The 12,744-nt window shown below is 47.4% G+C and carries 16 protein-coding genes and 2 pseudogenes; 11 read left to right on the top strand and 7 right to left on the bottom strand.

Going from position 1 to position 12,744, the window contains the following annotated elements:
- The first annotated feature begins 929 nt into the window (after window positions 1-929).
- Together ACIDITHRIX25_RS88940 and ACIDITHRIX25_RS88935 are read left to right on the top strand one after the other, a co-directional pair.
- Window positions 930-1,142: an SHOCT domain-containing protein gene (locus tag ACIDITHRIX25_RS88940; RefSeq protein WP_052606762.1), complete on the top strand. Its 213-nt coding sequence runs from the start codon at window positions 930-932 to the stop codon at window positions 1,140-1,142.
- A complete protein-coding gene (locus ACIDITHRIX25_RS88935) occupies window positions 1,139-1,711 on the top strand; it encodes a sulfocyanin-like copper-binding protein (RefSeq protein WP_201732441.1) in 573 nt (190 codons plus the stop codon). Before ACIDITHRIX25_RS88940 ends, ACIDITHRIX25_RS88935 begins: the two co-directional genes overlap by 4 nt.
- Window positions 1,712-3,056: 1,345 nt before the next feature.
- Here the strand turns inward: ACIDITHRIX25_RS88935 and ftsY are convergent.
- The 7 genes and pseudogenes from ftsY to ACIDITHRIX25_RS88900 all read right to left on the bottom strand — a co-directional run bounded on the left by ftsY (window position 3,057) and on the right by ACIDITHRIX25_RS88900 (window position 6,922).
- A complete protein-coding gene (gene ftsY / locus ACIDITHRIX25_RS88930) occupies window positions 3,057-4,328 on the bottom strand; it encodes a signal recognition particle-docking protein FtsY (protein ID WP_200891304.1) in 1,272 nt (423 codons plus the stop codon).
- Window positions 4,329-4,524: 196 nt separating this feature from the next.
- Window positions 4,525-4,980, bottom strand: coding sequence for a zinc ribbon domain-containing protein (locus ACIDITHRIX25_RS88925; RefSeq protein ID WP_201732440.1), 456 nt, complete (start codon window positions 4,978-4,980; stop codon window positions 4,525-4,527).
- 366 nt (window positions 4,981-5,346) lie between these two features.
- A pseudogene (locus ACIDITHRIX25_RS88920) lies at window positions 5,347-5,691 on the bottom strand (IS1634 family transposase); the annotation flags it as partial.
- Between the two features lie 39 nt (window positions 5,692-5,730).
- Window positions 5,731-5,823, bottom strand: coding sequence for a hypothetical protein (locus ACIDITHRIX25_RS88915; protein ID WP_502756207.1), 93 nt, complete (start codon window positions 5,821-5,823; stop codon window positions 5,731-5,733).
- A complete protein-coding gene (locus tag ACIDITHRIX25_RS88910; protein WP_249685628.1) occupies window positions 5,780-5,983 on the bottom strand; it encodes a hypothetical protein in 204 nt (67 codons plus the stop codon). Before ACIDITHRIX25_RS88910 ends, ACIDITHRIX25_RS88915 begins: the two co-directional genes overlap by 44 nt.
- 25 nt (window positions 5,984-6,008) lie before the next feature.
- Window positions 6,009-6,563 (bottom strand): IS3 family transposase, encoded by a 555-nt coding sequence (locus ACIDITHRIX25_RS88905; RefSeq protein WP_249685626.1) that lies wholly within the window; start codon window positions 6,561-6,563, stop codon window positions 6,009-6,011.
- Between the two features lie 44 nt (window positions 6,564-6,607).
- Window positions 6,608-6,922: a transposase gene (locus ACIDITHRIX25_RS88900; RefSeq protein ID WP_052606767.1), complete on the bottom strand. Its 315-nt coding sequence runs from the start codon at window positions 6,920-6,922 to the stop codon at window positions 6,608-6,610.
- 509 nt (window positions 6,923-7,431) lie between these two features.
- Between ACIDITHRIX25_RS88900 and ACIDITHRIX25_RS88895 the strand changes: the two genes are divergently transcribed.
- The 9 genes and pseudogenes from ACIDITHRIX25_RS88895 to ACIDITHRIX25_RS88855 all read left to right on the top strand — a co-directional run bounded on the left by ACIDITHRIX25_RS88895 (window position 7,432) and on the right by ACIDITHRIX25_RS88855 (window position 12,727).
- Window positions 7,432-7,653, top strand: coding sequence for a ribbon-helix-helix protein, CopG family (locus ACIDITHRIX25_RS88895; protein WP_052606768.1), 222 nt, complete (start codon window positions 7,432-7,434; stop codon window positions 7,651-7,653).
- A complete protein-coding gene (locus ACIDITHRIX25_RS88890; protein ID WP_052606769.1) occupies window positions 7,650-8,042 on the top strand; it encodes a type II toxin-antitoxin system death-on-curing family toxin in 393 nt (130 codons plus the stop codon). The genes ACIDITHRIX25_RS88895 and ACIDITHRIX25_RS88890 overlap by 4 nt, the downstream gene beginning before the upstream one ends.
- Window positions 8,043-8,373: 331 nt before the next feature.
- Window positions 8,374-8,652 (top strand): transposase family protein, encoded by a 279-nt coding sequence (locus ACIDITHRIX25_RS88885; protein WP_201732439.1) that lies wholly within the window; start codon window positions 8,374-8,376, stop codon window positions 8,650-8,652.
- A gap of 252 nt (window positions 8,653-8,904) precedes the next feature.
- Window positions 8,905-9,480: pseudogene (locus ACIDITHRIX25_RS88880) on the top strand (ISL3 family transposase).
- A complete protein-coding gene (locus ACIDITHRIX25_RS88875; protein ID WP_201732437.1) occupies window positions 9,477-9,704 on the top strand; it encodes a transposase in 228 nt (75 codons plus the stop codon). Before ACIDITHRIX25_RS88880 ends, ACIDITHRIX25_RS88875 begins: the two are co-directional and overlap by 4 nt.
- Before the next feature lie 201 nt (window positions 9,705-9,905).
- Window positions 9,906-10,658 (top strand): IS1634 family transposase N-terminal domain-related protein, encoded by a 753-nt coding sequence (locus tag ACIDITHRIX25_RS88870; protein ID WP_201732436.1) that lies wholly within the window; start codon window positions 9,906-9,908, stop codon window positions 10,656-10,658.
- A 61-nt stretch (window positions 10,659-10,719) separates the two neighbouring features.
- Window positions 10,720-11,241, top strand: coding sequence for a hypothetical protein (locus tag ACIDITHRIX25_RS88865; RefSeq protein ID WP_201732435.1), 522 nt, complete (start codon window positions 10,720-10,722; stop codon window positions 11,239-11,241).
- Window positions 11,238-12,266: an IS3 family transposase gene (locus ACIDITHRIX25_RS88860; RefSeq protein WP_201732301.1), complete on the top strand. Its 1,029-nt coding sequence runs from the start codon at window positions 11,238-11,240 to the stop codon at window positions 12,264-12,266. The genes ACIDITHRIX25_RS88865 and ACIDITHRIX25_RS88860 overlap by 4 nt, the downstream gene beginning before the upstream one ends.
- A 98-nt stretch (window positions 12,267-12,364) precedes the next feature.
- Window positions 12,365-12,727: a hypothetical protein gene (locus tag ACIDITHRIX25_RS88855; protein WP_152625796.1), complete on the top strand. Its 363-nt coding sequence runs from the start codon at window positions 12,365-12,367 to the stop codon at window positions 12,725-12,727.
- Window positions 12,728-12,744: the final 17 nt, after the last annotated feature.

Here is a 12,744-nt window from a genome sequence, read left to right as displayed (position 1 = left end):
TTCCAAATAAACCTAAACTGGTCCATAGACAACTCCCTCAAAGGGAATCTATAGATCACTGCCAAAAAAGCCACAACGAAAATCCATCCACTGCTACTTTTTTCAATCAGATTTGCCAATTGAAAAAAGTTAAGGTAACGTTATTAGCTAATCTAATTAATCATGCTGAAATAGTGTAATTTTTTCAAAAAGTCTTTTCGACTATAACCCCGATAGATTAGAATAAGAGACCATTCTTTAGTAACGGCACTTGATTCCCATTTATTCTATGGATCTGCTTGGTGCGAATTAGTTTTCAAACAAAACACAAGCGCCCCAACAACAAGCGCCCTATAGGATCGCATCAAGTGCAGGCCAAAACAAGCTTGAAACCTACAGATCGAGGATTGTCTTAGGCGGTGCGCATGCAATCCAAACTAGTTCAAAGAAGAGGTTCTGCAATAAGCCCTCGCAACGTCAGCCTAAATTGCACCGTGACAACGCAAAATGAACGGGTTGGCTACCCCGCTTTCAACCAGTCGACCCAGCCAAAAGATAGTAGTGGTCAATATTCGCCAACCGGAAATTATCCGAGAGCTAAGCCATCAGTGGTTCTCCTTTGGTGCTTGGGTTGGTCGAGTGACCATCCAATTTCCTAGTTACCCACGCAATACGAGATGGCTATGTCCCTAAAGGCGTTTCAAGGAAAATGGACCCTAAGAAGGATGACTCCAATTAATTCAAAGGATAATTTCTAGCTAGACACAAATCCCTAGTCATTCCAATGAACTCTTGTTATTCGTGTCGTTCGGGGAACAAACGATGACCTATGCCTCTAGTAGGTGAGTCGCTCGAATCGTAGCATCAATGAATTAAGGACCACTGGAGGAATTTAGATGATGTACATGTGGGGAAACGGTGGATGAGGAAGCGGCGGATGGGGAAGCGGAATGTGGATCCTAATGGCCGTTGCCATGATTTTGCTATGGGCGGTAGTGGCATTAGGCGTTGTAATCGCGCTAAGACATTTCAAAAATACTAACAAAAAAGCCGAACAAGGCATAGCAGATGTCGAGGGCATCCTTCGAAATCGTCTTGCCCACGGAGAGATCAACCCTGACGAATATCAAAGAACGCTCGAAACACTCCGAGGAAAAAGGTGAATCTAAAACTCAGAACCACAGGATTTATAGCCACTGGGGTCATTATTCTTGCTGGTACATCCACAGTTATCGTCCATGGTGTCGCTTCGTCGACCCATCAAAGTACAATACACTCTCTCACAGCGAGCGGGAGCTGTCAGCCTCAAAACCCAGCAGCACAAGTTGTTCAGGTTGGCTTATACGACCATGGAGGCTCAGAGATGGCACATGGGTCAATGATGGGACATGGGATAATGATGCTGGCTCTGAATCCGAGCCCATCGATAGTTCATGCTGGTCAAATCACATTTGTGGTTAGCAACTATGGATCACTGAACCACGAATTTCTAGTGTTGCCAATGCCAGCAGCAGGCATTGGGACCAGAACTGTCGCTGAAAACGGAAAGATAAACGAATCTCAAAGCCTTGGCGAAGCATCCACCTCATGCGGGGCTGGAGCTGGTAGCGGAATTGTGGCAGGTTCTAGGAGCTGGATAACGCTTAAACTAGCAACTGGAAAGTACGAACTTCTTTGCGATGTTCCCTGGCACTATACGAATGGGATGTATTCAAGCTTTACAGTTACGTAGCCATTAATAAAAAAGCTATCAAATATCAAAACTTCAACCTCATAGCCAGGATCAGCTACTGTTACCCAATATCTGCGCTAACAGTATTACAAGAAGGATGCGAAGGCTAGGGACAAGCGGTCGGCGAATTGATTGTCATGAATAAATATCCCTGTAAGAACTCGTGTCTAAAGGCAATCCTCAAAGAAACCAAGGAAAGACCAACTCCGCTAGTCGCTCATGAACTAAAACCCCTATGGCAACGCTTTTCCTTATGCCAAAAACCTCTACCAAAGTGCGGGCGCCTCACTAGGGCCCTTTCCCAGGGGTAGCTCCGCAGGAGGTCGATCCATCAATACTCTTTCTAGCGTTGCTATTATTTCGCCTTCGAATCAGCGGTTGAGGTCTACCCTAGTCACACCCATTGCCTCGGCTGATTCCACCACTTAGCGACAAGTTCGTATGTATACTTTTAGTTTTGGGGAGTTGGCTCCCAGACCATCAAGTTGAATCAGATTTTAATCTGGGCCGAAAACCCATTTTACCTTATTATTGGCCTCTTGAGCATGGAGGCAGTCTATCAAGGCAGCGCAATCCTATGGGCCAAGGTACTTCCTGGAGGTGAAAACTTCATCCCTACCGTCACCTTGGCAGTGGTAGGAGTTTTTCAATTTCCGGCGCCGCCAAAGAGCCATGGCCTACCAAGATCATAATCAAAGCACACAGCAGGACTAAGTGGCTGATCCAGTTGTCGATCCAAGCGTCGATCTAGGTATTAGTTAAACTAGCTAATACCTCCATCATAAACTAGCGAAAGGAGAAACTTGCGAAATTTAAAAGAGGAAAGCAACCCGTAACCTCTAATAAAAATATTAGGCGGCTCCCTTGTGATCGGCACCCAACAATGCAGAACTGTCTTTAGCGGTGAGTTGTATTGATCGAAAAATAAAATTCAGGATCAATTGAGTCACAAAGTTCCAGGAGACAAATCACAGATCCAAATACGGCAATTCTTTTGACTACACCTGGTATTTGCACCTGGTGCCAGCGACTTTTGCCAATGATTGTTTATGGAAAGATACGATCCAAATCTAAAATCTCCAAGGATGCTCCCTTTTGCTCTGCATCCATGCAAACGAATCAACAAAAGGATCCAAATCTGAAATCTCCAAAGGCGCAGTCCCATTTCAGAGACGAAGTGATAGTCAATATCAGGTATCGACCGCAACGAAAAAGCTAATCACCAAGGTGTAATCTTCAATTAACCACACTATCCTGCGCTAGAACGCCGTCAATAGTCGCTTTTCATGGCAACCTGGGGAGAATTCAATCAACAATAGAGAGAATTCGTCCGTCCGGTACTCAATTAAGACCGCTCGATGAGAGAGGCGACGTATGCCTCTGGGTCAAATGGAATCAAATCCGAAATGGATTCGCCGACACCAACCAGCTTTACTGGAATCTGAAAGATATCCTCGATCGCAAAGGCAATTCCCCCCTTAGCTGATCCATCCAACTTAGTTAGGACCACGCCAGTCACTCCAACGGCTTCACTGAAGACCTTGGCTTGTGAGAGACCATTTTGACCTGTCGTTGCATCTAATACCAAGAGAACTTCACCCAGGTTGCCCTGAGCCTTTTCTACAGTTCGATATATCTTCTTGAGCTCTTCAATGAGGTTGGTCTTGTTCTGTAGGCGTCCAGCGGTATCACCGAGCACAATGTCGAAGTCACGGGCCTTGGCGCTAGCGATCGCGTCAAACAGGACGCTCGAGGGATCTGCACCAGGTGCACCAGAAATCACCTGCACATTGGCACGCTCGCCCCACAAGCTCAGTTGATCTGCCGCAGCTGCTCGAAAGGTATCAGCGGCGGCCAATAAGAGCTTTCTATCTCCTAACATCGCTGCAACTTTGCCGATCGTAGTGGTCTTGCCGACACCATTTACGCCAACAAAGAGCCAGACAATAGGCTTGTCGCCATCTACTTTTAGAGCTCTATCGGCCTTAGATAATATCTCAAGCATCGATGATCGCACAATCTCAACCGCTTCGGTTGGAGACTTAGCCTTGGAGACTTTAGCCTTAGCCTGTGCACCCTCAAGGATCTTGGTGGTAGTTTCAAAACCAACGTCCGATAGGATCAGCGCATCTTGGAGATCATCCCAAAAGGAGTCATCCAAAGAACCGCGGCGAAATAACCCAGCAATTCTTCCGCCGAATGTCTCCCTAGATCTACCAAGTGCATCGCCAAGGCTAGGAGTTGCATGCGGCTTTGGTGGAGTGTCCTTAGAGGGAGCTTCTGGCCTCTCGGTCCTGGATCCTTTTAGATCGGTGGTGGCAAGATCTGGATTTACACGGACCTCAGTCGCCTTGGCTGGGGGTTTTGGTGAACTCTTTGAAGGAGTACTTGGCGGAGTTTTAGATGCGGGTTTAGACGGTGTCTTGGATGATGTCTTAACGTCCTGACGATTCTTTGTCGTCGATGGCCCCTTTGGAGCTGTGGCTCCTTTTTTAAGTTGCGGATTAGAAGCACCCTTGGATATAGTACCGCCTCTTCTAGCCTTCATTGGTCCCAGATAAAGGAGTATGCCCACGATCACAACCGCGACAATCATAAGTGTAATTACAGTCTGCACGCCGATTGAGTCTATTGCCTAAATTGCCTCCCTAGGAATGATTTGAATATCCTCACGAAGCTATAGCCAACCCTAAGAACTAAAGTCGTGAGGTGATCTCACCAAATGCGGACCTGCTACCGGTGAACCTCCCCGTCCTCACGGACGGGGCTTCTGGCTCCGTCTGTTTGGTTGGGGTTACCTGACATCGCTCCCATCACGCCACCGGGACCGACTGGTCTGGTGCTAATGAATTGGTACTGGTAGATGAGTTCGCTAGTTTCGGCTTGCCTGTCTGAGATATCTCAGACAAGGCCCGGTTCTGGGCACTACTTCGGGCTCTGGCCTTAGGGCACTGCACCTTTTGGTGTGTCTTGCGTTGATTGAGTGACCAATGTTTTTCAGCTCGAAGATACGTGACTAAGATTGTTGTATCTAGTCCAATTGAAGAGCACTCTGCGTATATCGCCTTCTGGAGAATGTTTATTGCTCCTAGGGCGTCTCGATGACAGCTGAACCCACAGATAGGGCTCTTGCATCGGTAGTGCCGACCTGATGGTCGCTTGCGTCTTAAGCACGCGGGGCAAGTTTGGCTAGAGTATGACTCGTTTAGGGGTTGTATCTCTAAGTTAGTTTTCTCATTGAGGTATTGCTCTGAGGGCCTCTTGACCACTGGGATAGTTGCTGGCGACCGTGGCGACCCATGGATCGTTTGGCTTTACTATGTTTTTCTATCCCTCTTACGTCACCAACTATGAGTGTGGCGGTGTTGTGGTTAATGACGTGATTGGCCGGCTTGTTGGACACCTGATGGTCAAAGTCACAAAGTGATGATTTTGTCTTCCCTAGGTGTCAAGGGAGTTGACTTTCCTCTTCGCAGTTACCAGTCTTATATACTTCTTTGATCCAGGGCAGGTTTGCACCGGCTGATCTTGTGTTGGCTGATCTTGCGCTGGAGCTTGCCTATGACCTTAGCCCATCTTTCCGAAAATCAAACCATTCTCCCAGCTAGTTGAGTATGTGGTCTTACGTTGGGACACTACAAATGCGTCGCAATGGTCTTTATCCGTTTAAGGGGATCACTAACTCCTAAGAGACGGTAGATCTCTTTGTGAACCGGCTCAGGAACACCACTAGTGCGGATGTGATAGACGACGCCTTTATCTGATGTAAGAACTATGGTGGCTCGGCGGTGACTGTTGAGTTGCTCTTGGATGGTTGACCATCTTCTCTTATCGTTATTTTGCCTCAAGGTCAGCTCAATAGCACTAAGGGGGTGATAGGCAAGTACTGAGATGAAGAGGTGAGCAGCAGTTCGGCTAGCTAGTTGATGATAGACCGGTCGAAGTCCAAGATCACTCTTGAGGGATCTAAAGGCATCTTCTGGAATTACTCACCAAACGCGACACGGAACTCCGCTTATCTATGCAGCTTTCACCATAGCTGACTTTTCAAAATCAATTGGCGAAATGTCACCAATACTTGAATGTCTCCTCTTCCGGTTGTACCATTGGATCCAGTCGAAGATCTCTATTCTTGCCTCCTCTCTGGTGTCGAAGACTTATTCGATATACGAGCTCCTTCTTCAATGACGCCCATAGCGCCTCAGCCATAGCGTTATCGTAGGAATCCCCAACGCTCCCCATCGACTGGGAGAACTGAGAGAGTCGTAGCATCTCCCTGAACTCATTACTTGTGTACCTAAGATCCATGGTCGATGCGAAAAATGGTATCTGACATCAATACCTTTCCCCTGGTAGATCGTGCTTTATCGAGGCAATCGATGAACATCTGGGTGTCCATTGAATCACTCATCGAATACCCAAGGATCCTTACTTGAATCGCGTCCATGATGCACACCAGATACAACCAGCCTTCTCTTGTGCCGATGTAGGTCAGGTCACTCACCCGTAGCTTGTCTGTTTCATCGACGGAGAAGTTTCTCTCAACTAGATCAGAACTCTTCCTGGCGTGTCTATCTGGCCTGGTCGTGATCGTCTTAGCTCTTCCACAAGCGCCAGTGATGGATAACTCTGCCATCAGGCGACTTACGGTCACTCTTGAGACGTTAATACCGCTATCTCTGAGCTCATGAGTCAATCTCGGTGCTCCGTAGATCCTACGGTTAGCTACAAATGCCTCAAGGAGCCTCTCTTTGAGATTCTCACGAGTGTTATGTAGCTCTTCGAGGTACTTCCTCCTCACCGACCAGCGGTAATAGGCAGAACGCGACACAGCTAAGACCCTACAGAGCACATTGATTGGAAAATCGGCCTTCTGGATATCTATGAACTGGTAAATCAGTTCCCGTCTGTGTCCTTTATCCAGAAGGCCGAAAATCGTTTTAAGATTTCCTTCTCCATTCTGAGCTGCTCGTTCTCCTTGCGGAGACGGTCGATCTCGTCGGCCACAACCGATCCTTCACCGGCATTAGCCTTCTTTGCTCTCCGAGCGTTGTAGACCCAATTATTAAGAGTTGCCTCCGAGATACCCAACTCATTAGCCACCTGCTTAATGGATCGATTTCCAATCTCTACAAGTTTGACTGCGTCACTTTTGAAATCCGAGTCAAACTTTCTACGAGGCGTTGCCTCTTTTGGATGCAATTCTCCCATGACTACCATTCTCCTTTGATTTAGGGAGAGTCGTGTCGCGTATCGTGAGAAGGTTCACTGTCTTCGCCCTCTTATAAACAAAAATCAAGCTAGGGTGACAACAATCTTGGCAGAGAGGGAGCTAGAGCGCGCAACAAGTTGCTTATATTCTCCCCAACAAGAAATGTCCATAGAAGGACCGAATGAAATATCTACTAAGAACAGAAAAAGACATATCCAGTAAACGCGAGCTGTGGTAAATTATGCAAAAGTGATGGCCGCTCGCGTGCATTTTTCGTGGCCGCTAACTTGCAGTTCCCAATGGCAATTAACAAGATTCTCTGGATACCTTCTCAACTCAATTCCAACTTCGCCCTCTTAGAAACATAAATCAATCTAGGTGGCAACTTTCCCTGCAGACAGGGGAAAGCTTAATGAGCCGTGGTGAAGCTTCGGTGATGTATCGTTCACCGGGAAGCTAAAGCATATTGCAGTCGACTCAGAATACAAAGGAGTGCTATAATGATGTCATGAATACGGTTAAGAGAACGACGACAGTTAGAATGCAGGCCTCTACGGCGGAGGCCCTTGAATTGGTCGCTCGAACCGACAACTTGTCAGTCTCGGAGGCTGTCCGCGTTGCCGTAAATGAATATATCGATTCCCGCCGGGCAGATCCAGAATTTCAAAAACGGCTTACTAATTTATTTGAAGCTGAACGGGATGTTTTCGAGAAGCTTGCTCAAATGTGACTCGATATATCGATCTCGCAGATTTTCTTATAATCGCAGAGGCCGTTCTCGGAATTGATGCAAAAGTCCTAGCTAGGTCTGTACGAATTGATCTTGCCGAGTCTGCTCTTTATTCTCCATCTTCATCGTTCGATGGCATCGAGTTTTATCAGGGATTTGCCCTCAAAGCTGCGGTTCTTGTGATGCACCTCGTCAAAAACCATCCACTACCAGATGGAAACAAGAGATCTAGTTACGTGTGCCTTAGAGAGTTCGTGCACCGAAACAACTATACCTGGAAAACTGGGGCGAACGACGAAATCGTTTCGACCATGATAAAAGTTGCTTCAGATGACATAACGCTGGAAGAATTAACAAAGTGGATATCGAGTCGAATACTTCCTGCATGACGATGCCAGATTATCTGGACCACCGTGCCGGAGTCTCTGGACCACCTTTGTTGGTCCTCGAACCTATTTCTAAATTAGCTTATTCACGATATAGGTTGAAGACCAATTAGGCGATTCAGGCTCAGATTTGTAGATTTATTTACAGATATCATTCTTTGTTTGAATGATATTTTCGCGCAACCCCTCTCAGCTATCGTTCCTGACGGTTATCTGGCACTTCGGATTTAACGGTGGCTAGAGGTTAAAGTTCCATTTTTATGAAGTCGCTTTGGAAGTGGTACAGGGGTTCTGCCAGAATGGGATTTGACAAAACTCACAATGGAGAGCCCCTGTGGAAAAAGATCATAAAGCAATTTCTAAAATCTTGGTTGGTTTAGTTGATATTAATTTGATAGGCGTTGAAGATAATCTTAGTGAACCGCTCCATGTTCACATTGAGTGTTCTGATTCACAAAAGCAATGTCCAACCGCTGAAGGCAAAGTTCACCATAATGGCCTCAGAGTTGTTGAGGTTGTAGACCTACCGTCTTTTGGTCGCAAGGTTATTCTTTTTTGGTCTAAGCACAGATGGCGATGTGCAAACAAACACTGCCCCCAACTTCTCTTTTAGTGATGATGATCCAAAAATAGCTCAATTTCAAATACCCACAAGGTCGTCTTCGCCTAAGTGATCGGGCGGCTAGATGGGCAACTTATGCTGTTGGAGCCCAGCGTCGTAGCGTTTCTTGTGTGGCTAAGGAACTTGGCTGTGATTGGCATACGATAAATGACGCAGTCGTTGCCTATGGAGCTGCATTGGTGGATGATCCTTCACGTTTTGGTGCTGTGGATGCTCTGGGACTAGACGAGGTCTTGTTCTACCGTGAAGGTAAGTATCACAAACAGAATTGGGCTACAACTATTTCTAGATGTGAGACGTGGTGTAGCTTTAGATGTTGTAGCGGGTCGAGGCGGAGCCAATCCAAAGGCTTGGATTGAAAGTCAAGAACAAAGCTGGCGTGATGGAGTTAAATGGGGAACCCTCGATCTACCTGGTGGTTACAAAGCCGTATTTAGAAAGGCTCTGCCAAAGACAACCCTTGTAGCCGATCCATTTCACCTGATCAAGCTGGCCAACCAACGAATCGATTAAACTAGGCGTCGAGTTCAGAACGAGCTCTGTGGGTCACGCGCAAGAGCAGGTGATCCTTTGTATAGAATACGACGATTACTAACTATGGCAGATGAACGATTGACTAGTTATGCCAAAGATAAGCTCGTTGGACTACTCAAAGCCGGTGATCCAGGCAATGAGGTTGCTACTGCTTGGCAGGCCAAAGAGGCCCTAAGGGAGCTATATACCATTTCTGACCCGAGCCTTGCACGTAGATATGCAGACAGCCTATTTCTAGAACTTACAGGAGCTGACAATCCCAACCCTAGGTGTCAGGGGAGGTGACACTCCTTGGGAGAACTCTTACATCTTGGAAAGAGGAGATCCTAGCCTGGCACTCTTGTCATGTCACCAATGGACCTACTGAAGCTATGAACAACTTGGTCAAGGTGACAAAGCGTGTCGCCTTTGGCATGACTAACTTCTACAACTTCCGCATTCGAACACTCCTTAGCGGTGGCAAGGTCAATTGGGACCTTCTAGCAACCGTAACACCGACATTTCGTTAACCCATCTTTCGCAGATTTCCCGAAAAATCGCCCTAATTGGTCCCTTTTGAGGGGATTTTGGGCGATTTTCGACTTGGGCGATTTATAGATGCCCTGGTAGATGGGTATTAGGTCTTTTTGGGTCGCGAATGTAGTGTCCTAATTTTTGAGTAGTTTTGATTATGACTTGCATTAGCTCTGACATGGTGCTATTGTCTTGTTGTGTTTATCCGTGAAACTCCAACAGTTAATAAAAAGACCGGCGTTAGCTACAGTAAGTACCAACTCGTTGAGTCCTACCGCTGTGAAAAAGGTCCCCGTCAACGTATAGTAATGACCTTGACCGAACTGGACCTGGATAAGTCATTGTGGCCAGCTCTGGCCAATGCAATTGCCCAGAGACTCTCTGGAGTAACCTCACTCTTTGAATCAGATCCTATTATTGCCAGATACGTCGATCTAGCAATCACTAAGTATGCAATTCGTTCCGAAGTTGCAGCCGCTAAAGAAACAAGAGCTACTGAGGCTGACCTTGAGATGGTGGATCTCTCTAGTGCTAAGACTATCAATAGTAGAAGTATCGGTCCAGAACTCATAGGAAACTCGTTCTATGAAGCTCTTAGCTTCGATAAGATCCTAGAGAGTGCAGGTCTATCGGGTGAATCTCTTGGCATTGCCAAGGCAACGATAATAGCTCGTCTTATTCATCCTGGATCTGATCGAAAGACGTATTCGTATATCAACTCCAACTCTTCACTACCTGAGATATGTGGTATCGATCTCTCTAAGTTTCACAAGGATAAGGTCTATGCAATTGCAGATAAGCTCTATGACGCTAAAGGCGTCATAGAGCCAGCACTCTATAGAGCTAGCTCTGATCTCTTTAGGACGAATACCAGGCTCTTTCTCTTTGATCTAACTAACACCTACTTCGAAGGTTCTACTAAGGGGAACTCCCTAGCTAAACATCCCTAGCCCTCAGAGTCTTTGCCGGAAAATCTACTACAGTCATATATAGGGCGAGGATAGAGGAGTCATGAAAAAGGTATACCCAAGAGAACAAAAGGAACGAGTGCTGAGGAAGCTCTTAGAGCTAGGCGATGGTGGAAATGCTCCAGAGGGTGCTATTACCGAGCTTTCTAATGCTGAAGGAATTCCACTCAATACGCTCTACACCCAGAACGCGTCACTGAAACGAACTGGTGCCGTTGGCAAGTTCTCAGCATCTGGGAATCCGTCGCTTACGCTCTCGTCGAAGGCAAAGTACGAGATTGTTGTTAGAACTGAATCCATGACCGAACTCGAACTTGGTACCTACCTGCGAGAACATGGGATTCTTGCGGAGGATCTCGATAGCTGGAAGTCGGCCTGTCAAGAAGCCAATGACCGCTCTAGTATCGCTGCCAAGGAGTACCGTGCGAACTTAGCCAATGAACGAGCAAAGGTGACACTCTTAGAACGAGAACTTGCTCGTAAGGAGAAGGCACTAGCAGAAACTGCGGCTCTGCTGGTGTTGCGGGGAAAAGCCCAGGCGTTCTGGGGGGACAGGGAAGATTGATCCCTCTCTCAGAGCGCCAACGAGCCGTAACTCTCATTGCTGAGGCCAATAGCGCTGGTGTCAACCTCTCTTGCGCAGTAAGGGAGGTGGGAATCTGCGAGAGCACCTATGAGCGTTGGAGGAAGGCAGGTGGAGTGGATGCCACCAAAGCATCACCTAAGGAGATCTCAGATGCGATCCTCGAGGATAAACGACTCACCAGGGTCTATCCAACCCCACCTAATGCCCTGAGTGATCAAGAGAGGGCCGAGATCCTAAAGGTGTGCGCCAGTCCTGAGTACCGCTCACTGCCACCGGCTCAGATTGTCCCAGCTCTAGCGGATCAAGGAGTCTATTTAGCATCAGAGTCCACCTTCTATCGGGTCTTAGGAGACGCGGGACTCAATAAGCGACGAGGACGGGTAGCGCTGCCTCGTAGGCGTTCTGAGCCCAATCATGTAGCTAAGGGACCACGTGAGGTTTGGGTCACCGACATTTCCTACCTGCCAGGGCCTATCAAAGGTCTCTTCTACTACCTGCACTTCATTATGGACCTGTACTCCAGGAAGATCGTCGGCTATGAGATCTACGAGAATGAATCATCTGAAAATCTAGCAACTGTCCTAAAGAGGGCCACTTTGAATGAGGGTTCACTCGCTCCTTCTGTACTACATTCAGACAACGGTTCACCTATGAAGGGGACAACCCTAGTGGCACTGTGTTACCTACTTGGTATAGCTGCCTCCTACTCACGTCCCAGGACGTCGAATGACAATGCTCACATGGAATCGATGTTTCGCACAGTCAAGTACTGTGCGAGCTATCCCCACGATGGCTTTGCCTCCCTCATGGCGGCAAGGGTCTGGATCGAGGGATTCGTCCAGTTCTACAACGAGGAGCACCATCACTCTGGCTTGAACTTTGTGACCCCAAACCAAAAACACAACGGCGAAGATGTCATGATCCTCGCCAAGCGAGTCAAGGTCTACGAGGAGGCCAAAGCCAAGAATCCAAAACGATGGATCAATGCCAACACCCGGAACTGAAAGCCAGTTGTCTCTACGTCACTTGTTCCAACAAACCAGACAACGACAGCATCAAAGTCCACCACTGCAGCGTCTGATTTGAACCTAACGAGTCTGCCATGAGTGCCAGACCTCCGTTGCGTCACGATAGCGTCACGATAGCGTGCCCTGTCTGTGGAGGCAACTTCCCCTTGTCAGGGAGGAGAACCTATTGCTCCGATGCTTGTCGGGCTCTTGCTTATCGACGACGTCACGATATAGGTAGCATTCTTCCAGTCACAGTTCCAGGGTCAAAGTCACATCGAGGCTTCACCGTCTATGAGTGTAGGTGTTGTGGTGAACGATCCCTCGGAGAACAACGCTGCTTAGAGTGTAATACCTTTATGGCTCGAGTAGGAATAGGGGGATATTGTCCCTCCTGTGACGAACCAATCTCCATTACCGATCTACTTGGGGAGGAGTTGACACAAGCGAGAAAATAAATCGGGGATAGTTGACT

It is taken from the genome of Acidithrix sp. C25 (assembly GCF_904848545.2).
This window is presented reverse-complemented; position numbering and strand designations above follow the sequence as displayed.

Excerpts from the sequence above, each read along its gene's own strand:
- ACIDITHRIX25_RS88940 (WP_052606762.1), top strand. The coding sequence starts at position 930 with ATGTGGATCCTAATGGCCGTTGCCATGATTTTGCTATGGGCGGTAGTG.
- ACIDITHRIX25_RS88910 (WP_249685628.1), bottom strand. The coding sequence starts at position 5,983 with ATGCTACGACTCTCTCAGTTCTCCCAGTCGATGGGGAGCGTTGGGGAT.
- ACIDITHRIX25_RS88900 (WP_052606767.1), bottom strand. The coding sequence starts at position 6,922 with ATGGGAGAATTGCATCCAAAAGAGGCAACGCCTCGTAGAAAGTTTGAC.
- ACIDITHRIX25_RS88895 (WP_052606768.1), top strand. The coding sequence starts at position 7,432 with ATGAATACGGTTAAGAGAACGACGACAGTTAGAATGCAGGCCTCTACG.
- ACIDITHRIX25_RS88865 (WP_201732435.1), top strand. The coding sequence starts at position 10,720 with ATGAAAAAGGTATACCCAAGAGAACAAAAGGAACGAGTGCTGAGGAAG.
- ACIDITHRIX25_RS88855 (WP_152625796.1), top strand. The coding sequence starts at position 12,365 with ATGAGTGCCAGACCTCCGTTGCGTCACGATAGCGTCACGATAGCGTGC.